At 56.0% G+C, this 18,119-nt stretch carries 23 protein-coding genes, 1 tRNA gene and 1 pseudogene; 20 read left to right on the top strand and 5 right to left on the bottom strand.

The genetic code is table 11. The features are described from left to right. The first annotated feature begins 134 nt into the window (after positions 1-134). From rlmB to Q0N43_RS10255, 3 genes are read left to right on the top strand one after another with little or no spacing between them, the layout of a single operon-like run. Positions 135-896 carry a 23S rRNA (guanosine(2251)-2'-O)-methyltransferase RlmB gene (gene rlmB / locus Q0N43_RS10245; protein WP_295446027.1) on the top strand — a complete coding sequence of 254 codons (762 nt, stop codon included), beginning with the start codon at positions 135-137 and terminating at the stop codon, positions 894-896. Between the two features lie 5 nt (positions 897-901). Further along, positions 902-1,525 carry a DNA-3-methyladenine glycosylase 2 family protein gene (locus Q0N43_RS10250; RefSeq protein WP_295446028.1) on the top strand — a complete coding sequence of 208 codons (624 nt, stop codon included), beginning with the start codon at positions 902-904 and terminating at the stop codon, positions 1,523-1,525. A 53-nt stretch (positions 1,526-1,578) separates the two neighbouring features. Continuing rightward, a complete protein-coding gene (locus tag Q0N43_RS10255; RefSeq protein ID WP_295446029.1) occupies positions 1,579-2,421 on the top strand; it encodes an SDR family oxidoreductase in 843 nt (280 codons plus the stop codon). A gap of 7 nt (positions 2,422-2,428) precedes the next feature. On the opposite strand, the gene Q0N43_RS10260 is transcribed toward Q0N43_RS10255, so the two are convergent. After that, a complete protein-coding gene (locus Q0N43_RS10260; RefSeq protein ID WP_295446030.1) occupies positions 2,429-2,722 on the bottom strand; it encodes a 4a-hydroxytetrahydrobiopterin dehydratase in 294 nt (97 codons plus the stop codon). 49 nt (positions 2,723-2,771) lie between these two features. Between Q0N43_RS10260 and ccmA the strand changes: the two genes are divergently transcribed. Next, complete coding sequence (gene ccmA / locus Q0N43_RS10265; RefSeq protein WP_295446031.1) at positions 2,772-3,383, top strand: heme ABC exporter ATP-binding protein CcmA; 612 nt, start codon at positions 2,772-2,774, stop codon at positions 3,381-3,383. Next, the gene (locus tag Q0N43_RS10270) at positions 3,380-4,027 is read left to right on the top strand and encodes a heme exporter protein CcmB (protein ID WP_295446032.1); all 648 of its coding nucleotides are present in this window, start codon (positions 3,380-3,382) and stop codon (positions 4,025-4,027) included. Before ccmA ends, Q0N43_RS10270 begins: the two co-directional genes overlap by 4 nt. 95 nt (positions 4,028-4,122) lie before the next feature. Here the strand turns inward: Q0N43_RS10270 and Q0N43_RS10275 are convergent, their stop codons facing one another. Next, entirely contained in the window at positions 4,123-4,947 is an 825-nt protein-coding gene (locus Q0N43_RS10275) for an SDR family NAD(P)-dependent oxidoreductase (RefSeq protein WP_295446033.1), read from the bottom strand. A 97-nt stretch (positions 4,948-5,044) separates the two neighbouring features. Between Q0N43_RS10275 and Q0N43_RS10280 the strand changes: the two genes are divergently transcribed. The 11 genes from Q0N43_RS10280 to Q0N43_RS10330 all read left to right on the top strand — a co-directional run bounded on the left by Q0N43_RS10280 (position 5,045) and on the right by Q0N43_RS10330 (position 12,951). Then, the gene (locus Q0N43_RS10280) at positions 5,045-5,620 is read left to right on the top strand and encodes a NifU family protein (protein WP_295446035.1); all 576 of its coding nucleotides are present in this window, start codon (positions 5,045-5,047) and stop codon (positions 5,618-5,620) included. A gap of 27 nt (positions 5,621-5,647) precedes the next feature. Next, on the top strand, positions 5,648-6,238 hold the full coding sequence (locus Q0N43_RS10285; protein WP_295446036.1) for a malonic semialdehyde reductase: 591 nt from the start codon (positions 5,648-5,650) through the stop codon (positions 6,236-6,238). Positions 6,239-6,259: 21 nt separating this feature from the next. Beyond that, positions 6,260-6,868, top strand: a complete 609-nt coding sequence (gene tsaB / locus Q0N43_RS10290) for a tRNA (adenosine(37)-N6)-threonylcarbamoyltransferase complex dimerization subunit type 1 TsaB (RefSeq protein ID WP_295446038.1) — start codon at positions 6,260-6,262, stop codon at positions 6,866-6,868. 41 nt (positions 6,869-6,909) lie between these two features. Further along, positions 6,910-7,320, top strand: a complete 411-nt coding sequence (locus tag Q0N43_RS10295) for a GNAT family N-acetyltransferase (protein WP_295446063.1) — start codon at positions 6,910-6,912, stop codon at positions 7,318-7,320. A gap of 101 nt (positions 7,321-7,421) precedes the next feature. Further along, positions 7,422-7,856: a MucR family transcriptional regulator gene (locus Q0N43_RS10300; RefSeq protein WP_295446040.1), complete on the top strand. Its 435-nt coding sequence runs from the start codon at positions 7,422-7,424 to the stop codon at positions 7,854-7,856. A gap of 90 nt (positions 7,857-7,946) precedes the next feature. Further along, a complete protein-coding gene (locus Q0N43_RS10305; RefSeq protein ID WP_125230414.1) occupies positions 7,947-8,369 on the top strand; it encodes a Fur family transcriptional regulator in 423 nt (140 codons plus the stop codon). Continuing rightward, positions 8,341-9,141, top strand: a complete 801-nt coding sequence (locus tag Q0N43_RS10310; RefSeq protein WP_295446042.1) for a lysophospholipid acyltransferase family protein — start codon at positions 8,341-8,343, stop codon at positions 9,139-9,141. Before Q0N43_RS10305 ends, Q0N43_RS10310 begins: the two co-directional genes overlap by 29 nt. Positions 9,142-9,150: 9 nt before the next feature. After that, on the top strand, positions 9,151-10,485 hold the full coding sequence (gene miaB / locus Q0N43_RS10315) for a tRNA (N6-isopentenyl adenosine(37)-C2)-methylthiotransferase MiaB (RefSeq protein WP_295446045.1): 1,335 nt from the start codon (positions 9,151-9,153) through the stop codon (positions 10,483-10,485). Next, on the top strand, positions 10,486-11,481 hold the full coding sequence (locus Q0N43_RS10320) for a PhoH family protein (protein WP_295446047.1): 996 nt from the start codon (positions 10,486-10,488) through the stop codon (positions 11,479-11,481). Then, positions 11,474-11,992 carry an rRNA maturation RNase YbeY gene (gene ybeY, locus Q0N43_RS10325; protein WP_295446049.1) on the top strand — a complete coding sequence of 173 codons (519 nt, stop codon included), beginning with the start codon at positions 11,474-11,476 and terminating at the stop codon, positions 11,990-11,992. The genes Q0N43_RS10320 and ybeY overlap by 8 nt, the downstream gene beginning before the upstream one ends. A 20-nt stretch (positions 11,993-12,012) precedes the next feature. Then, the gene (locus Q0N43_RS10330) at positions 12,013-12,951 is read left to right on the top strand and encodes a hemolysin family protein (RefSeq protein ID WP_295446051.1); all 939 of its coding nucleotides are present in this window, start codon (positions 12,013-12,015) and stop codon (positions 12,949-12,951) included. Between the two features lie 238 nt (positions 12,952-13,189). Here the strand turns inward: Q0N43_RS10330 and Q0N43_RS10335 are convergent, their stop codons facing one another. Next, the gene (locus tag Q0N43_RS10335) at positions 13,190-13,900 is read right to left on the bottom strand and encodes an MOSC domain-containing protein (protein ID WP_295446052.1); all 711 of its coding nucleotides are present in this window, start codon (positions 13,898-13,900) and stop codon (positions 13,190-13,192) included. A 29-nt stretch (positions 13,901-13,929) separates the two neighbouring features. Here Q0N43_RS10335 and Q0N43_RS10340 point away from each other — a divergent pair, with 29 nt between their 5' ends. The 4 genes from Q0N43_RS10340 (at position 13,930) to Q0N43_RS10355 (ending at position 17,453) form a co-directional block, all read left to right on the top strand. Next, the gene (locus tag Q0N43_RS10340) at positions 13,930-15,096 is read left to right on the top strand and encodes a glycosyltransferase family 1 protein (protein WP_295446054.1); all 1,167 of its coding nucleotides are present in this window, start codon (positions 13,930-13,932) and stop codon (positions 15,094-15,096) included. An 87-nt stretch (positions 15,097-15,183) separates the two neighbouring features. Further along, complete coding sequence (locus tag Q0N43_RS10345) at positions 15,184-16,509, top strand: replication-associated recombination protein A (protein ID WP_295446056.1); 1,326 nt, start codon at positions 15,184-15,186, stop codon at positions 16,507-16,509. Next, positions 16,509-17,357: a hypothetical protein gene (locus tag Q0N43_RS10350; protein ID WP_295446057.1), complete on the top strand. Its 849-nt coding sequence runs from the start codon at positions 16,509-16,511 to the stop codon at positions 17,355-17,357. Before Q0N43_RS10345 ends, Q0N43_RS10350 begins: the two co-directional genes overlap by 1 nt. A gap of 20 nt (positions 17,358-17,377) precedes the next feature. Next, positions 17,378-17,453 (top strand) — tRNA-Thr (locus tag Q0N43_RS10355). Positions 17,454-17,602: 149 nt separating this feature from the next. Here the strand turns inward: Q0N43_RS10355 and Q0N43_RS10360 are convergent. Both Q0N43_RS10360 and Q0N43_RS10365 read right to left on the bottom strand, forming a co-directional pair. Further along, the gene (locus Q0N43_RS10360) at positions 17,603-17,830 is read right to left on the bottom strand and encodes a DNA/RNA helicase domain-containing protein (RefSeq protein WP_295446059.1); all 228 of its coding nucleotides are present in this window, start codon (positions 17,828-17,830) and stop codon (positions 17,603-17,605) included. Positions 17,831-17,837: 7 nt separating this feature from the next. Next, positions 17,838-18,119 (bottom strand): annotated as a pseudogene (locus tag Q0N43_RS10365) (hypothetical protein); the annotation flags it as partial.

An 18,119-nucleotide genomic window follows, 5' to 3' on the forward strand; every position in this document is an offset into this window, starting at 1 on the left:
CGGGGCATCATGTGCTTGCATGAGGGCCGGTCCCGCCGAAGAAGGTGCGCAATGGCGAAACGGCCCTTGCCTGTCAATGCCTCAAGTGGGAAAGGGCAACAGAAGCTTCTCTTTTTCATACACAGGTACATATAATGTCTTCACATAAGAGCCATCGACGCCGTGGCGCCGCCGTTACCAGCGGCAATCCCAAATTTTACGGACGGCACGCCGTCTATGCCGCGCTCGACAATCCCGAACGCCGCTTGATTAATTTATGGGGCACGCGCGAAGAAATCGGTAAGATTGTCGTGCCTGAGGGCCTGACGGTGCAATATGCCGAAGTGAACGATCTTGCACGTTTTGTGCCGAAAGATGCTCCACATCAGGGTCTTGTGCTTGAGGTTGCACCGCTGGAGGATGTCTGGCTGACTGATGCACTCGCACTGCCGAATGACGATAACCGACCACTGCTGATCCTCGACCAAGTCACCGATCCGCACAATGTCGGCGCGATATTCCGGACAGCGGCGGCCTTTGATGCGGTGGCTGTTGTGACGCAAGACCGGCACGCGCCACCCGAATCGGGGGCATTGGCAAAGGCCGCGTCGGGCGGGCTTGAAATTACGCCATGGGTACGGGTGGTTAATCTGGCGCGGGCGTTGGAGGAGATTGCCGAGGCTGGATATTGGCGAATCGGCCTGTCCGGCCATGCAGAGGTCTCGCTGGATCAGGCGCTGACACCGGGGCGCAATGCACTGGTGCTGGGCGCAGAAGGTGACGGCATGCGGCGCAATATTGAGGAGCATTGCGACCAATTGGCGAAATTGCCGATCAGCGCACAGATGGAGTCGCTGAACGTGTCCAATGCTGCCGCAATCGCCTTATACGCGGCCACCGTGCGCCGCGGCGCATAAGCCGCATGGGCATAACGGCACAACAACTGCATGACGCGCTTGATGCGCTGGCCGCGATTGAGCCCGGCATCGCAGAGGCCATCACGATCACAGGCTATCCTGACGAACGGATAAGTCAGCGGGGATACGCCACCTTGCTGCGCACGATTCTGGGACAACAGGTCAGCGTCGCGTCGGCGGCATCGGTCTGGAACAAGCTAGAGGCCCTGCTGGGCGCTAATTGCCCGACCGACCAGTTGTTGGCGAAAGATTTCGATGCGTTGCGGGCCTGCGGCCTTAGTCGGCAGAAACAGGGCTATGCGCGGTCATTGGCGCAGCTTGTGATGTCAGGCGCATTGCCGCTCGACGCCCTGCCCGATGATGATGAGGAGGCAATTGCCTATCTTACGCAGGTCAAGGGCATTGGCCGCTGGTCAGCAGAGATATATCTGCTGTTTGCCGAAGGCCGCCCCGATATTTGGCCAGCGGGCGACCTTGCGGTGCAAGAGGGCGTTGGTCGGTTGCTTAAGCTTGATGCGCGGCCATCGGAAAAAGAAATCCGCATCATCGCCGAACGCTGGCGTCCGCATCGCGGAGCCGCAGCGATTTTCACTTGGCATATCTACAACAAGGGGTTTCAGGCAATTTAGGATTTGCAATAATCAGTTGACGTTTTGGACAAATTAATGTCGCTGACAATCATGTGAGTAAGAGAGGAATCATCATCATGTCAGCCGCACAAGAAAGTATTTTCATAACAGGCGCCGCGTCCGGCCTTGGTCGCGAAGTCGCGCGCTATTTTGCAAATAAGGGCTGGTTTGTCGGTCTGGCGGACATTGATGAAAAAGGTTTGGACGAAACCGCTGCCTTGTTATCAAAGGGCCAATATTCGCGCCACAAGTTGGATGTCACCGACCGCGCGCAATGGAAAAAGGCCGTCGCGGAATTTGCCAAGCACACCAACGGCCATATGACCGTTTTGTTCAACAATGCAGGGATCGGCGCTGGCGGCCCAATCCAGGACATGACCGACGAAGATATTGACCGAATGATCGCAATCAACCTGACAGGCGTGATCAGCGGCACGCGGGCGTGTTTCGACCTGCTGAAGAACACGCCTGAGGCATGCGTGCTTTACACCAGTTCTGCCGCAGGTATTTACGGGTCGGCGGGCTTAAGCGTCTATAGCGCCACCAAATTCGCGGTACGTGGGCTTGCCGAAGCGCATGACATTGAATGGCGGCCATATGGCATTAAATCCCGCAGCCTGATGCCCGGATTCATCGATACCAACATCATCGGTAATGTCGACGCCAGCAGCAACATGACGGGCAAGGAGAGGCTTCAGTCAGCGGGTATTGAAATCAGCCCCGTTTCAATCATTGGCCCTGCGGCGTGGGAAGCCATTCACGGCACCAAAGTGCATACGCCAGTCAACAAAATGGCGAAGCAATTGGCCTTTTCTGCGCGCTGGTTTCCGAACCGTTTGCGCAAGCAACTGGGCCTATTGGGCGGCCTTGGCGACGTTGTGCAGACGAAGCCGTGATTGCAGCCTAAGCCGCAATCGCGTCGATTTTGCCAGCAAGGTCAATATCGCGATGCGACAGGCCATCGGCATCATGGGTCGTCAGCAGAATTTCGACGCGGTTATACACGTTGAACCATTCAGGGTGATGGTCCGCTTTTTCGGCCAAAATCGCGACGCGAGTCATGAAACCGAACGCCTCGGCAAAGTCGGCAAAGCGCAAATTGCGGCGGATACCCCTAACATCCGCGTCATAGGTCCATTGCGGCAGTTGCTGCATTGCGGCATCGCGGACGGCGTCATCCAGTCTTGAAACGTGCATATCCTAATCCTGCTTTTGCAATTGAACGAATATCTGCCTAAGTCGCCATATGTCCTCGCGTCAAGCATCCGTGCCGTCTTTAAGCCTTGAAAATGTCGCGGTCATACGCGGCAACCGCTTAGTGCTGGACGGCCTTTCGGTGTCGGCGCGCGCAGGCGACGTCATCTGGATCAGGGGTGCCAATGGATGCGGGAAATCGACACTATTACGCCTTGTCGCCGGATTGCTGACGGTGACGTCGGGGACGATACATTCCGAAGGTCATATGGCGCTTGCGGACGAAAATATGGCGCTGGATGCCAATATGACAGTGGAGGCCGCGCTCCGCTTTTGGGCGGACATGGACGGTGCATCCGCCGACGCCCGTGACGCGGCCTTAACTGCTATGGATCTGCAAAACCTTGTTCATATCCCGGTCCGCTTTCTGTCGACGGGACAACGCAAGCGCGCCAGCATCGCGCGCGTCCTGGCGTCAAATGCAGATGTTTGGTTGATGGACGAACCCTATAATGGTCTCGACAGTGCAAGCTGCGCGCGGCTTGATCAGGCAATTATTGCCCGAGCGGCTTCGGGCGGCATCGTCCTTGTCGCCGCGCATCAGCCGCCCTCCATCAATGTCGCAATGAGCTTAATACTCGACAGCCAAGGCGTTGCCGCATGATGTCCTTTATTGCTCTGGTCGCGCGCGAAGTGCGTCTGGCATGGACGGGCGGTGGGCTATGGCTTCCGGTGGTGTTTTATCTCGCCGTGGCCACATTATTCCCGTTTGTGACGGGGCCCGACAAGGCATTGCTCGCGCGGACTGGAGGTGGCATTTTGTGGATCGCTGCGCTGCTGGCGACGCTGCTTCCCATTGAACGGCTGATTTTGCCAGACCGCCAATCCGGCGTGCTGGATCAGCTTGCCCTGCGCGGTTGGTCCGATGAACTTGTCGCAACGGCCAAAATCGCGGGGCAGATTGTTGCTTTCGCTTTGCCATTGCTTTTGGCGACAATAGTCGGCTCGGCGCTCATCGGCTTGCCGGAGGCGCAATTGGGCACCTTGCTCCTTGGCCTTGCGCTGGCTTTGCCTGCCTTGGCTGGCCTGTCCGTAATGATCGCGGCGCTTACCGCTGGCTTAAGCGGCGCGAGCGCGCTTGGCGGGTTGTTGTTGGTGCCCATCACCATCCCGTTGCTCATTTTCGGCGCAGGCACCCTTGCCGAAGGCCCCGGTAACGCGATGCAGTTGCTCGCGGCAACATCATTGGCGATAACGGCGCTGTCTCCCTTTGCAGCGGGCGCCGCCCTACGCGCAGGCAGAACTTAGGACAGGACCACTAAGCCCTGCGCTTACCGCCTTGCACTGAACAAAATGGCCTCAAACCGCTAAGGTGGATTTAAGTGGTCCTGACCCTAGGCCCGTTATTGCGCGGATATCTTCTGGGCATAGCCGTTCGCGACCATCGCCTCGACCATATCAAACAGCTTATCCGGATCCTGCGCGCGCAGCACGGGGATGTTGGCCTCCATCCCTTCGGCGATAACAATTTCGCGTTTGCCATTGCGCACAGCCTCCCAAATGCGGCTTGCGACCGTATCCGGGTCAATACCATTGTCGATCGCTGCGTCACTGATGCCGCGCACGGAGCCATCCGCGTTAAGCGCATTGCGTGAGACATTGGTTTTGACGGACCCTGGCACGACAACAAGGACTTTTACACCCTGCCCCGCCACCTCACTGCGCAGCGCGTCGGCATAGCCGATCAAGCCATGTTTTGCCGCGCAATACGCCGTGCGCATCGGGATGCCCGCCTTACCCGCCACGCTGGAGATCATCACAATCTGCCCGCTACCGCGCGCGACCATTTGCGATAGCAAGGCTTGAGTCAGCGCAATCGGCGCGAGCAAGTCGACATCGACTATTCGTTGATAGACAGAAAAATCGGTATCCAATGCTGGCGACCGTTGCGAGATACCTGCATTGTTGACCAGCACATCGACATGGCCCTGAAATGCGATAGCTTCGGCTGCTTTACTGGCTAAGCCATCATAATCCACGGTGTCGAATGGCAAAATCAAACAGCGTTCCGCTGCACCCGTTTCCGTTGCAACGCGCCGCAGTTCATCAACATTGCGCCCCGACAATATGGCATATCCGCCGTTGGCAACAAACGCCTTCGCCAAAGCTTCGCCAATGCCCGATGATGCCCCTGTGATCCATGCGGTTTTATGTGATTGGTCTGTCAATTTTGCTCTCCTTATCACCCATTACGTCAACTCAGGCTTGGCTGCTGTCAAGACATTCTGGCTTGCACTTTGTCGGCGACCGCACCACATGTGAGGAATGCTGATAGAAACCGAACTGACACCCAACCCGTCCACCATCAAATTCCTGCCCGGCCGTGCGGTCATGGACACAGGAACACGCGACTTTGCTTCGCCCGAAGAGGCCGAGGCCTCTCCCTTGGCAGAAGCACTCTTCGCGCTTGGCGATGTGACTGGCGTGTTTTTTGGGCATTCATTTATTTCCGTGACAGCAGCGCCCGGCGTTGATTGGGCAAACCTAAAGCCCGATGTGCTTGGCATATTGTTGGATCATTTCAGCGCAAACATGCCTTTGTTCAACCCAGCTTCTGCTGGCTTCTCGGTCCCGTCAGGTGAAGCAGACTATCCGTTGGATGACCCTGCCGATGCCGATATCGTTGACCAGATCAAGGATTTGATCGAAACCCGCGTTCGCCCTGCGGTCGCCAATGATGGCGGCGACATCATATATCGGGGTTTCCAGAAAGGCATCGTGTTCCTGCAAATGCAGGGCGCATGTGCCGGGTGCCCATCTTCGTCTGCCACGCTGAAAAACGGGATAGAACAATTGCTGAAGCATTATGTGCCTGAAGTCACTGAAGTGCGCGCCGCTTAAATATCAAATATTACGAAAGTAAATTTCATGTCAAAAGCTTTGAACGACGTTGCCCTTGATCAGCTTTTTCGTGAAGCGCGCAGCTATAATGGCTATCTGGATACGCCCGTGTCGCCCTCACAGTTGGAACAGATTTGGGACCTGATGAAATTTGGTCCGACATCGGCCAATTGCCTGCCCGCGCGGATCATTTGGTGCAGCAGCGAAGATGCAAAGCAAAAGCTGGCGGATTGCTGCATGCCAAGCAACGGTGAAAAAATCCTTCAGGCGCCCGTTACCGTGATTATCGGAATGGACCTCGAATTCTACGAAAATCTGCCTGAACTATTCCCGCATACTGACGCACGAAGCTGGTTTGTGGGCAATGATGCGCTGATCGAAAAAACCGCCTTCCGCAATAGCAGCTTGCAGGGGGCATATTTTATGCTCGCGGCCCGCGCACTCGGATTGGAAACTGGGGCGATGTCAGGATTCAACAATGCCGCGGTGGACAAGGCGTTTTTTGCAGGCACTAAAGTGCAATCAAACTTCATTTGTACCTTGGGCTATGGCGACAAAGCGAGCATTTTCGAACGCAGCCCACGGCCAGCGTTCGACCGCTTTAACAGCATCCTCTGATCAAGCGGCCAACGAACGGTCATGCGGACATTGGTCATCGATACAGCGACGCGGGCGTGCTCGGTCGCTTTGTTTGATGGAGACCATGTTATTGCAGCGGCGCATGAAGTCATTGGCCGCGGCCATGCCGAACGCTTGCTGCCCCTGATCGCCGCGTTGCCCGACAACGGCAAAGCGGACCAGGTCATGGTCAATGTCGGACCGGGCAGTTTTACAGGTATTCGTGTCGGCGTGGCCGCCGCAAAGGCTTTGGGCTTGGCATGGCACATTGATGTACATGGCTATGGTTGCCTCGCGTTGGTGGCGGCGATGGGGCGTTCAAAGCTGCCCGAAGCCAAGGCCATAGACGTTGTCATGACTGGCGGGCATGGCGAGTATTTCTTTGAAGCATTTGATGCGCAGGGGCATTCGCTTGCGCCGGTGCGCTCCGTCCTGCCGGCAGATCTGCCCAGCTTTGCCACGGCCACATTAGTGGCAGGAGACATTGATCCCCAACGTACCGACCGCCAGTGGCTGGAGCTGCTACCCAATGCGCGCCATTGGCCGCATTTGCGGGCCGACCATCCGCTTGCGGCAACGCCAATCTACGGCAGAGCGCCAGACGCAAAGCCCGCAACCCTGCCAAAATGATTCGGGTCATTGATGGCGATGCCGGAGACATTTCGGCCATGATGACAATCATGAACGACGCATTCGACCCCAGATTTGGAGAAGCATGGACGGCGGCACAATGTCTATCAACTTTGGTGCTCCCCGATTGCCAGTTATTGCTTGCGAAAGACAATAATGACGTCTGCGGCTTTGCCATGAGCCGTTGGGTTCTTGATCATCAAGAATTGTTGATGATTGGCGTCGCCCAGAGACTTCAGGGCCAAGACATCGGTAAACTATTGTTATTCGAAACAATCCACAGAGCACGCGAAGGAGGGCGAACGAAAATTTTCCTTGAAGTTCGCGATGGCAACAATGCGCATAGTTTTTATCTTAAATCTGGATTTACTCCGATTGGGCGTCGGAAAAATTATTACAAAAATGCCGATGGTATAAGTCCCGATGCAATTACTATGCTATTGGAACTATAAACGTAACGTTAATGTTTGTCTATTGGTTGACGAATTATCTCTAATCATGTAACCGCTTCTACACTATAAGATTTAAAATAAATGGGTCTGGATTTTGTAAAATGTCACAAGAAAGTAACGATGTCACCGAACTGTTAATTACGTTAACTGCGGATATTGTCGCAGCACATGTCAGCAACAACAGCGTTGCCGTGTCGGATGTATCGACTTTAATCTCTAACGTACACGCGGCTCTGTCCGGAATTTCCGGACCCGCTATTGTGGTAGAAGCAGTCTTGGAACCAGCCGTTCCGATCCGTAACTCTATTAAACGCGATTTCATCGTCTGTCTGGACGATGGTAAGAAGCTAAAAATGCTTAAGCGTCACCTTATGACGCATTATGGTATGACGCCGGATGATTATCGCGCCAAGTGGGGATTGCCCGCCGATTATCCAATGGTTGCACCGGCTTATGCGGAACAGCGCCGCGAATTGGCTAAGGCCATTGGCCTTGGACGCGCGCCGGGTTCGGGCCGAAAGAAAAAAGTGAGATAAGCTTTTAGCGTATCCGCAAGAACATAAGGCCGGGACACCCCCGGCCTTTTTCTTTGACGAATCATGGGGCGGCACTAAATGTCTTGTTCAATGGACAGCAAAATTGACATTGAGGCGCTCTGTAACGAACGTGGCCTGCGCATAACCGATCAACGGCGCGTCATTGCGCGCGTCATTTCCGATGCGACCGACCACCCCGATGTCGAGGAGCTTTACCGCCGTTCGTCGGCCATTGATCCCAAAATCTCGATTGCCACAGTATATCGGACTGTCCGCTTGTTTGAAGAGGCGGGCATATTGGACCGTCATGATTTCGGCGATGGCCGCGCACGATATGAGGCATCGCCCGAGGCGCATCACGACCATTTGATTGATGTAGAAACCGGCAAGGTCGTAGAATTTGTGGACCCTGAGCTTGAGGCATTGCAAAAAATCATTGCGGAACGGCTGGGCTATCGTTTGGTCGACCATCGTATGGAGCTTTATGGCGTCGCCATCGACCGCAAGGATTGAACGACGCAACTCGGGGGCTTTTGTCACGGGGCAGTTCTTGTTTTTGACACGGCTGCTGCTGATGGCCGCAAGCCTGTCCGCAAGCTTGCTGTTGCATAATGTTTGGCGGGTAATCCGCAAACCGTCGCCTTGGCCGCGCTTGTTTTTACTGTCAATCAGTTGGACCAGCGGCATTGCGACCGCCACAACTGGTACCCGCATACGCAATAATGTGTTCTATGCGGCAAACCACCATAGCTGGATCGATATTCCCGTAATGTCTGGCGTTACGGGCTGCACCTTTGTGGCGAATGACGGCATCGAGGGCTGGCCGCTAATTGGCTGGTTGTGCAAGATCAACAACACCATCTTCGTCAACCGCGAAAACCGCGCCAGCGTCAGCAATCAAATCGATGATTTGCGCGCGGCCATGACGGGCGACCAGCCCGTTACCATCTTTCCCGAAGGCACGACGCATGATGGATCGGGGCTATTGCCATTCAAGCCGTCTTTGTTCGCCGCCTTAGTCCCGCCGCCTGCTGGCATGCTCGTTCAGCCTGTCTATCTCAGTTATGGCCATCACACGCCGCGCGTGGCCTGGGTTGGCGACGAAAAAGTGACCGAGAATTTCTGGCGCCTTTTGTCGTATCTCAAACCGATAACCGCCACCTTGCATTTTCTGGAGCCATTTGATCCGCTCCATTATCCGGACCGCAAGGCCATTTCTGCCGAAGTGCGGGCGCGTATTGGCGCTGCAATGGAGGGTGGCGGCAACCCGGCGCGCATAGTATAGGCGCGCATTATGAGCATAGATTCCCCAAAAACCTATTCGATCAAAAATTACGGCTGTCAGATGAACGTCTATGATGGCGAGCGCATGGCCGAGATGCTGGAAAGCCAGGGCATGTCGCCTGCAGTTGACAAAGCGAGTGCCGATCTCGTCGTCCTCAACACATGCCACATCCGCGAAAAGGCAGCGGAAAAGGTCTATTCGGAAATCGGCCGCCTGCGCCGCAAGGATGGAACGAGCCCGGTTATCGCCGTCGCTGGCTGCGTCGCACAGGCCGAGGGCGGCGAGATCAGCCGTCGGGCCCCCGAAGTCGACATCGTTGTTGGTCCGCAAGCTTATCACAACCTGCCTGACATGGTGGCAGCGGTCGGACGCGGCGAACGTGTGGTTGACCTTGACCTGCCCGGCCTCGACAAATTTAGCAAGCTGCCGGCCCGCCGCAAACAACCGCCATCGGCGTTTTTAACGGTGCAGGAAGGTTGCGACAAATTCTGCACCTATTGCGTCGTGCCCTACACCAGAGGCGCGGAAATTTCGCGCGGCTGGGCCGAGTTGATCGATGAAGCAAAGGCGATAGTCGATGCTGGCGCGCGCGAAATCACGTTGCTTGGTCAGAATGTCAACGCATGGGATGGCGAAGATGACAAGGGCAAGCTTCAGGGCCTAGACGGCCTTATCCGCGCGCTCGACAAGATACCGGACCTGCGCCGCATCCGTTACATGACCAGCCACCCAAACGATATGACCGAAGGGCTGATTGCCGCGCATGGTGATGTTGAAAAGCTGATGCCATTCTTACACTTGCCCGTTCAGTCCGGCTCAGACCGCATCTTAAAAGCCATGAACCGCAGCCACAGCCGCGACAGCTATATGCGTATCCTTGACCGTGTTTGTATTGTGCGGCCCGATATCGCCTTTTCCGGTGACTTCATCGTCGGCTTTCCCGGTGAAAGCGATGCCGATTTCGAAGACACGTTACGCCTCGTGCGCGAAGTCGGTCATGCGCAAGCCTATTCTTTCAAATATAGCCCACGCCCCGGCACACCTGCTGCCGACATGTCCGACCAAATACCCATGGAAATCATGGACGAACGGCTGCAACGGCTTCAGGCACAGATCGTTGCAGATCAGACGGCGTTTAATGATCGGACCGTTGGGCGCACCACCAATATCCTTTTGGAACGGCCCGGAAAATTCGCCGGACAATTAATTGGTAAATCACCATGGCTTCAGTCCGTTCATGTGCTTGCGCCGGACCTTTCAATCGGCGATATCGTTACTGTGAACATAACCGATTCTGGACCGCTTAGCTTGAAAGGTGAACCAACAATGAGAGCAGCAGCCTGAATGGCCAAAAAAGCCCAAGCGCAAGCCGGTGACTTGTCCCGGCTGGAGATGAGCTTCGACAAACCGCATTTGATTAACGCGGTTTTTGGCGAATTTGACCGCAATCTGGTTACGATTGAGAACCGCCTTGGGGTCTATATCTCCGCCCGTGGAAGCCGCGTGCAGATTGAAGGTGAGGCTGGCGCCATTGGCCGCGCCCGTGACGTTCTCAACGACATTTATTCCCGTCTATCGCGTGGACAGGAAATGGATGCCGAAGCGGTGCAATCCATTATCGCCATGACCGCTGAACCGACTTTAGAAGGCATTGTCCGCAAGGACGCGACCGATGCGCCAGGTATCATGATCCGCACGCGCAAGAAAACGCTCGTACCGCGTTCAGCCACACAAATTCCCTATATGGAGGCATTGGCCCGCGACGAGATTATCTTTGCACTTGGGCCAGCAGGCACCGGCAAAACCTATTTGGCGGTGGCGCAGGCTGTGGCCATGTTGATTACCGGCGCAGTGCAACGGCTTATCCTCTCTCGCCCGGCGGTCGAGGCTGGCGAGCGGCTGGGGTTCCTGCCCGGCGATATGAAGGAAAAGGTCGATCCCTATCTGCGGCCGATTTACGATGCCTTGTACGATTGCTTGCCCGCAGAACAGGTCGAGCGGCGGATTGCCTCTGGCGAAATTGAAATCGCGCCCATAGCCTTCATGCGCGGGCGGACGTTGGCCGATGCCTTCATCATTTTGGATGAGGCGCAGAATACCACAGCGGCACAGATGAAGATGTTCCTCACCCGATTCGGCATGAACAGCCGCATGGTTATTTGCGGAGATCCGCGTCAGGTCGATATTCTCGGCGGCGAACGCATGTCGGGCCTGAATGACGCGGTGCAACGGCTTGACGGTGTCGATGGCATAAGCACCATCCGTTTCAACAGCAGCGATGTTGTGCGCCACCCACTCGTCGGTAAGATCGTCGACGCCTATGAGGGTGGGCATGATTGATGTCGAGCTCGACATGGGCGTGGTTTGGGGCAATAGTAATTTCGGGCAGAGCGAAGTCGAAAAGGCCGTCGATGCAGCGGTCCGCTTTGCAGCCATTGCTGAAATAGCTGACACGGTAGTTCCCGTCAGCGTCAGTATCAAGCTTTCCGATAATGCGGAGGTCTACGCGCTCAACCAAGAATGGCGCGACAAGGACAAGCCAACGAACGTGCTGTCCTTTCCTATGCTTGATGACGCAGAATTGGACGCCTTGTTCGCCGGCACCTATGGTGCGCCCGAAATAATGCTCGGCGACATAATTTTGGCTTATGAAACCTGCGCTGCCGAGGCGACAGAAAAAGACATTCCTATCGCCCATCACGCGAGCCATTTGGTCATCCATGGCATGCTGCATTTGTTTGGCCATGACCATATCGAGGATGACGAAGCCGAATTGATGGAGGCGCTTGAGGTAAAAGCGCTTGCATCTATGGGCCTTCCCAATCCATATACTAACCAAATCGACCATTAAGAGGCCAGTACGCTTCCATTATGCCTGAGGGTGACAGTTTTAGCGGTTCGAAAACCGCAACCGACGACGATAACGACGGACGAATATGGCAGCGGCTGAAGAGCATGTTCTTTGGCCGCGACCACGGACCGACCTTACGCGAGCAGCTTGAAGAAGCGATTGCAGAGCATGAGGAAGATAGCGACGACAACGGAAAATCGGACGCGGCTGGCGACTTGACCGCCGTCGAGCGCACGATGTTGCGCAATTTGCTCCATTTCAGCGAGCACCGCGTCGACGACGTCATGGTGCCGCGCAGCGACATTATCGCGATTGAAGAAAGCGCTGGCTTTGCCGATTGTATCGCCGCGTTCGCCGAGCATGGCCACAGCCGCCTGCCCGTTTACCGCGACACGTTGGACAGCGTTATCGGCATGATCCATATCAAGGATGTGTTCGCTGTTCTGGCCTCAGATCAGGACCCTCCCGACAGCCTTGAATCCTTCATTCGCCAACCACGGTTCGTACCGCAAAATATGAGCGTGCTTGCCTTGCTCGACGAAATGCGTCGTACACGAACGCATTTGGCCATCGTACTGGATGAATATTCGGGAACCGAGGGCTTGGTAACGATTGAGGATTTGGTCGAAGAAATCGTCGGCGAAATCGAAGACGAACATGACGATGAACCCGAATTGCTGTTCACGCAAATGACCCCCGATATGTGGGAAGCTGACGCCCGGGCTGAGCTAGACGATCTGGCCGATGCCATTGACCCAAAGCTGGCGGAAGTCGACGAAGACGTCGATACGCTGGGCGGCCTCGCCTTCGTCATCGCTGGCCAAGTCCCCGACATCGGCCAAATGTTGATGCATGAGGCCAGCGGCTGGAATTTGGAAATATTGGAAGCCGACGAAAAACGCGTTACCCGAATCCGCCTCTACGCCCCTGCGTCCAATAGAAACGATATCAGCGCATAAGCGCCGGGGGGGGGGGGGGAGATCAGCCAAATCCCCTTTTAATTGTCACCCTGAACTTGTTTCAGGGTCTATCGTGCAGCAAATCCAGAGCAAGAATAGATAAATGGACCCTGAACCAAGTTCAGGGTGACGGGGTGTGATTTTTCAAAGTCACAGCCTCCCAGACCATTCGGGTCGAGCGTAGGCAAAACTCCCGTCGGTACATCCCGCCAAATGGGCACCACTGGTCAACGAACAATTACCCCGCCAATTTCGCCGCCCTCGTCCGCCAGCTTTCCGCCATTGTCTCCAGCGCCGCAAGCGCCCGCAAATGTGATTTGGCCCCTATCGCGCGATGCCCGCCCCCAATCAAAAGATTGAAGGTTCGGGCAACGGTCCAATCATGCTCTGCTGCATGCACTTGTTCTATGCTGTCGCCGGGCGCCACTTCGCCTTCTTCAATCACGCGGAAATAGCCTCCGCAATGGCCACCATTGATGATTGCCCCTGACAGGCCATGCACACCAAAATGATGGTCGAGCTTCCAGCAGGGTTGTCGGCCTTGCGCGACTTCCACCAATGCCTTGCCGATACGGAAGCGGTCCCCGATCCGCACTTTGTCCTCGGTCAGGCCCGATGCACTGATATTTTCGCCAAATGCGCCCGCTTGGTCGAGCAGAGGGTGGACAAAATTCTCCGCTGCAAAATGGGCAATCCATTTGGGATAATGTTCCGCGGGATAAAAATGCACCGCCTTGTCCGCGCCGCCGTGCACAGTCGGGTCAGCCACGCGGTCCCCCTCAAAGCCATGCTTGCCCAAGAAGACGGGTCGGTCAACCGGTAGGCGTGCCATCGCGCTCATCGTGCCATCGGCGTGAAACGGTTTGGGTTGCCCTATCAGCAAAACATCGATCTGACTTAGTATCATATTGGATATGTAACGCACCAAATGTACCATTCCCATTGGCATTTTGCGCTGCCGCCGATAAAAGCCGACCGATGCAGACCAGTGACCTTCGCATTGCGCTATTCAGCGGCAATTATAATTATGTCCGTGATGGCGCAAATCAGGCTTTAAATCGGCTTGTCGGCTATCTTTTGAGCCAAGGCGCATCGGTGCGGGTTTATTCCCCGACAGTTGCCGAACCTGCTTTTGTAGCGACGGGCGACGTTGTCAGCGTCCCATCATTCGCCATACCCTTTCGTCCGGAATATCGCCTTCCGCTATCGCTGTCAGCAAAAGTAAAGCGCGATCTGGATGCCTTTGCCCCCAATGTCGTCCATATCTCAAGCCCGGACCGCGTCGCGCGTCAGGCGGTTAAATGGGCGCGCCGTCGCAACCTGCCGGTGCTGTCTTCGGTGCACACCCGCTTCGAAACCTATTTCCGCTATTACAACATGTCCTTCGCCGAACCATTGGTGGAGGCTTGGCTCCGCCGATTGTACCGCAAATGCGACGCGCTGCTCGCGCCATCCGAGAGCTTTGCGCAGGTTTTGCGCGAGCAACGGATGAATTACGACATCGACATCTGGTCACGCGGCGTTGACCGGGACATTTTCAACTCTGGCCGCCGGGACCTTGCTTGGCGGCGCGCACAAGGCATAACCGACGAACCCGTTGTTATCGGCTTTCTGGGCCGCTTGGTCATGGAAAAGGGCCTTGACGTCTTTTCCGATGCGATTGAACAGCTTCGCCGTCACAATGTCCCACATCAGGTCATGGTGATTGGCGAAGGCCCGGCACGCGGTTGGTTTGAAAGCCGCCTGCCCCACGCCCGCTTTGTGGGTTTCCAAGGGGGGACGGATCTGGGCCGAGCGGTTGCATGTATGGACCTGTTGTTCAACCCAAGCGTCACCGAAACCTTTGGCAATGTCACGTTGGAGGCCATGGCCTGCTGCATGCCAGTTGTTGCGGCCGAGGCCACTGGCAGCCAAAGCCTGGTGCAGGATAATGTGTCTGGCCGCCTGATCACGCCGGGCGCAATTCAGAAGTTTGCCGACAGTTTGCAACTCTATTGCACCGACGCCGATTTGCGCGTGCGGCATGGCAATGCTGGCGAGCAACGATCGCTCGATTTCAGTTGGGATGCGATTAACCAGACGGTTGCCGACACCTATATCCGCCTCATCCGCCAACGTGCTGCGCGTGCGGCAGCCGCGCGTTAAACCCTTGCCAAGCGGGCGGTCGCGTTCCGGAACCTGTCCGAAGCGCTTATGCTTATGTCATGAAGCACGGTGGAACGGGCGTTCAACATGAGCGACCTTTTTGGAGACACCGCGCAAGTTCCCGCATCTACGCCTGAAAACGCACCACTTGCGGACAAGCTTCGGCCTACCAAATTGGATGAAGTCATCGGTCAGGAACATCTGACGGGTGCCGATGGCGCGATTGGCCGAATGGTTGCTGCGGGCAAGTTATCCTCCATGATCCTGTGGGGACCACCGGGGACGGGCAAGACCAGCATTGCACGATTGCTGGCCGACGCGGTAGACATGCATTACAAGCCGATTTCGGCGGTGTTCTCAGGCGTGGCCGATCTCAAGAAAGCTTTTGCCGAGGCAGAGGCAATGGCAAGAACGGGCAAGCAAACATTGTTGTTCGTGGACGAAATCCATCGCTTCAACCGCGCGCAACAGGACGGCTTCCTGCCCTTTGTGGAAAGCGGCGTGGTCACGCTCGTCGGCGCAACGACCGAAAATCCGTCGTTCGAGCTCAACGCGGCTTTGCTGTCGCGCACGCAAGTGATGGTGCTGAAACGTTTGGATGCGGCTGCGTTGGCGACGCTGCTGACCCGCGCAGAAGCGATATTGGAACGCCCCCTGCCCGTAACTGACGATGCACGGTCAGCGTTGATCTACACTGCCGACGGTGATGGCCGCTTTTTGCTTAATCAGGCGGAAACTTTGTTTACCATTCACATTGAAAATCCGCTCGACCCGCAAGCCATGGCGGCGTTGCTGCAAAGACGGATGCCCGTTTATGACAAGGATCGGGAGGGGCATTATAACCTCATATCCGCTTTGCATAAAAGCTTGCGCGGTTCCGACCCGCAGGCAGCTTTATACTGGATGGCACGAATGTTGGTGGCAGGCGAAGAGCCGCTTTATGTGCTGCGCCGCTTGGTTCGTTTCGCCAGTGAGGATATCGGGCTCGCTGACCCGCAGGCACTGGTGCAATGTCTTGCCGCCAAGCAGGCTTATGAATTTTTGGGCAGTCCGGAGGGCGAAGTCGCGATTGTGCAAGCATGCCTCTATCTCGCCACTGCGCCTAAATCGAATGCCGCGTACAACGCGCAGAAATCGGCGTGGAAAATGGCGCGAGATACAGGCTCGCTTATGCCGCCAGCGCACATCCTGAATGCACCGACGAAGTTAATGAAGGACATCGGCTATGGCGTAGGCTATGCCTATGATCATGACAGCGCAGAGGGATTTTCGGGCGCGAATTACTGGCCGGATGCGGTGACGCCTACCGCTTTATACCAACCCGTCGAACGCGGCTTTGAACGCAAGATAATTGAGCGGCTGCAATATTGGGACCGGCTGCGCGCACGTAACACAGATCCAGACACGCAATAATGCGCCCCTTCACCCGTTTCGCATGCACCGACTGGTCCGGCGCAAAAGGCAGCCGACACCCCGGCATCGCGCTTGCGGTATGTGCGACAGGCGACGAAGCCCCGCGCCTTATAACCCCGCCTGACAAGGCATGGTCGCGCCAAGGCGTCGCCGACTGGCTATTGGCGCAAGATGATGATTTGCTCATCGGTTTCGACTTCAGCTTTGCCCCGCCCTTTATCGAACGCGGCAGTTATTTGCCGGGCGATGATGTGCCCACATCTGCCAAAGCATTTTGGACCTATGTCGACCAAGTTTGTGACGACCCGGATCTGGGCGCGGCATCCTTCCTCGAGAACCTCCACCGCCGCCATTTCTATTTCGGCGCGGCAGACGGTACAAAATCGGACTATCTGTTTTGGCGGCAATGTGATTTGTTGAACAAAAGCAGCAGCGGCAAGGCGTCAACCGTCTTTGACGCCATTGGCGCATCGCAAGTCGCCAAGGCCAGTTTTGCAGGTATGCGCCTGCTGCACCAACTGCGCGATGCGGTACCGATTTGGCCCTTCGATCCGCTTCCGGCGCGCGGTAAGGTAGCATTAGAGATTTACACCACCATCGCCGCCCGCGCGGCTGGCGTGGCAAAGGGCCGCAGCAAAGTGCGCGATGCCATTGGACTCGATTTGGCGTTGCAAGCGCTTGGATCGAAACCCCATTCACCCTTAAACCACTACACAGACCATGCTACCGACGCCCTGATAACCGCAGCATGGCTCCGCAATGTTGCCGGAAATCCGCAACTTTGGGCACCCAATGCACTAAATTTTGAAATTGCTGTAACTGAGGGCTGGACCTTTGGCGTCATTTAACGCTATGGGACGCACCCAGTGCCGGCTTAGCTCAGTTGGTAGAGCACCTGATTTGTAATCAGGGGGTCACGAGTTCGAACCTTGTAGCCGGCACCATTTATTTCAAAGGCTTGAATGCCGTTGTCTGTGCAAGTCGCGACACCATTCAATTTCCAGCAAGCACATAGCAAGCACGGTACGGCGCTGCGCTGCCTACTCAGCTTATTCAATTTCAATTCCGGAATGCCGCACGAAACCAAGAACGCTTATGTCTCATTGTAAAACGCGGGCGGGCGAGTGGGGTCCTTTTCGTCGCCGTGCGGCACGAATACGATCAGACCCTGCCTCGCCCGCGTGAGCAGGACACGATACGCGTTCAGGAGGTACAGCTGGTTCGTCTCGTTGCGAACCTGCTGCCATTTGGTGCCCTTGAAGGCGTAATGCTGCCAAGCGCCGTCTGCGCGCCGCAAATCAGCATCCCAGCAGACACCCACGCCACGCTCACCCGAAGATTACCAAATCGGTGAACGCCAATGGGGTCGTTGCCCCGAGCGTAGCGACCAACACTGCCGCGCTGCCTGAGGCGTTACCATCAGCGTCATAATAAAGTGAGCCGTTGGTCGTGTTGTAGATGAACCGGTCGTCTGCATCATGTGCGGTGGTTACCCCGGCGCCAGACCAGAACGCGTTTGACGACAGATCGCCCAAAGCGGCGCCGGATAGGCCAGTGAAGATCGCCTTGCTAAATTGCAGCTTGTCCGTGCCCGATGTAAAGTCGATAAT

The organism is Sphingorhabdus sp. EL138 (assembly GCF_945882965.1).
Classification (GTDB): domain Bacteria; phylum Pseudomonadota; class Alphaproteobacteria; order Sphingomonadales; family Sphingomonadaceae; genus Sphingorhabdus_B.

Excerpts from the sequence above, each read along its gene's own strand:
- rlmB (WP_295446027.1), top strand. The coding sequence starts at position 135 with ATGTCTTCACATAAGAGCCATCGACGCCGTGGCGCCGCCGTTACCAGC.
- Q0N43_RS10250 (WP_295446028.1), top strand. The coding sequence starts at position 902 with ATGGGCATAACGGCACAACAACTGCATGACGCGCTTGATGCGCTGGCC.
- Q0N43_RS10260 (WP_295446030.1), bottom strand. The coding sequence starts at position 2,722 with ATGCACGTTTCAAGACTGGATGACGCCGTCCGCGATGCCGCAATGCAG.
- ccmA (WP_295446031.1), top strand. The coding sequence starts at position 2,772 with ATGTCCTCGCGTCAAGCATCCGTGCCGTCTTTAAGCCTTGAAAATGTC.
- Q0N43_RS10270 (WP_295446032.1), top strand. The coding sequence starts at position 3,380 with ATGATGTCCTTTATTGCTCTGGTCGCGCGCGAAGTGCGTCTGGCATGG.
- Q0N43_RS10280 (WP_295446035.1), top strand. The coding sequence starts at position 5,045 with ATGCTGATAGAAACCGAACTGACACCCAACCCGTCCACCATCAAATTC.
- Q0N43_RS10285 (WP_295446036.1), top strand. The coding sequence starts at position 5,648 with ATGTCAAAAGCTTTGAACGACGTTGCCCTTGATCAGCTTTTTCGTGAA.
- tsaB (WP_295446038.1), top strand. The coding sequence starts at position 6,260 with ATGCGGACATTGGTCATCGATACAGCGACGCGGGCGTGCTCGGTCGCT.
- Q0N43_RS10295 (WP_295446063.1), top strand. The coding sequence starts at position 6,910 with ATGACAATCATGAACGACGCATTCGACCCCAGATTTGGAGAAGCATGG.
- Q0N43_RS10300 (WP_295446040.1), top strand. The coding sequence starts at position 7,422 with ATGTCACAAGAAAGTAACGATGTCACCGAACTGTTAATTACGTTAACT.
- Q0N43_RS10305 (WP_125230414.1), top strand. The coding sequence starts at position 7,947 with ATGGACAGCAAAATTGACATTGAGGCGCTCTGTAACGAACGTGGCCTG.
- Q0N43_RS10310 (WP_295446042.1), top strand. The coding sequence starts at position 8,341 with ATGGCGTCGCCATCGACCGCAAGGATTGAACGACGCAACTCGGGGGCT.
- miaB (WP_295446045.1), top strand. The coding sequence starts at position 9,151 with ATGAGCATAGATTCCCCAAAAACCTATTCGATCAAAAATTACGGCTGT.
- Q0N43_RS10320 (WP_295446047.1), top strand. The coding sequence starts at position 10,486 with ATGGCCAAAAAAGCCCAAGCGCAAGCCGGTGACTTGTCCCGGCTGGAG.
- ybeY (WP_295446049.1), top strand. The coding sequence starts at position 11,474 with ATGATTGATGTCGAGCTCGACATGGGCGTGGTTTGGGGCAATAGTAAT.
- Q0N43_RS10330 (WP_295446051.1), top strand. The coding sequence starts at position 12,013 with ATGCCTGAGGGTGACAGTTTTAGCGGTTCGAAAACCGCAACCGACGAC.
- Q0N43_RS10335 (WP_295446052.1), bottom strand. The coding sequence starts at position 13,900 with ATGCCAATGGGAATGGTACATTTGGTGCGTTACATATCCAATATGATA.
- Q0N43_RS10340 (WP_295446054.1), top strand. The coding sequence starts at position 13,930 with ATGCAGACCAGTGACCTTCGCATTGCGCTATTCAGCGGCAATTATAAT.
- Q0N43_RS10345 (WP_295446056.1), top strand. The coding sequence starts at position 15,184 with ATGAGCGACCTTTTTGGAGACACCGCGCAAGTTCCCGCATCTACGCCT.
- Q0N43_RS10350 (WP_295446057.1), top strand. The coding sequence starts at position 16,509 with ATGCGCCCCTTCACCCGTTTCGCATGCACCGACTGGTCCGGCGCAAAA.